This window comes from Kineococcus sp. AC630 (genome assembly GCF_979255925.1).
The window spans coordinates 1-258 of record NZ_CEEDMJ010000100.1; the positions used below are offsets into that span (position 1 = coordinate 1).

The window sequence follows — 258 nt, forward strand, 5'->3', positions numbered from 1 at the left end:
CCACGGCACCGCGTTCGACATCGCGGGGCCTGGCAAGGTGGACACCCGCAGCATGGTCGAGGCCATGCGGCAGGCCAGCGAGGTGGCTCCTCGCCCCACGCAGGACTGACAGGGAGACACATGCCCTCCGTGGCGACCGAGACCCGGCGTGCAGCCATCGTCGACCTCGCCCACGAGGGTCTCGCCAACGTCGAGACCCTGGCCTCCCGCTGCGACGTGTCCCCGTCGACGATCCGTCGCGACCTCGCGATCCTCCCC

2 protein-coding genes are annotated in these 258 nt (G+C 71.3%); both read left to right on the plus strand.

Features of this window, described 5'->3' with window-relative positions; translation table 11 throughout:
- The coding region (locus tag AC0I8G_RS26010; RefSeq protein WP_471732520.1) for a 4-hydroxythreonine-4-phosphate dehydrogenase PdxA at positions 1-109 on the plus strand (109 nt) is incomplete at its 5' end.
- A gap of 11 nt (positions 110-120) precedes the next feature.
- A partial coding sequence (locus tag AC0I8G_RS26015; protein ID WP_471732521.1) for a DeoR family transcriptional regulator occupies positions 121-258 on the plus strand: 138 nt, incomplete at its 3' end.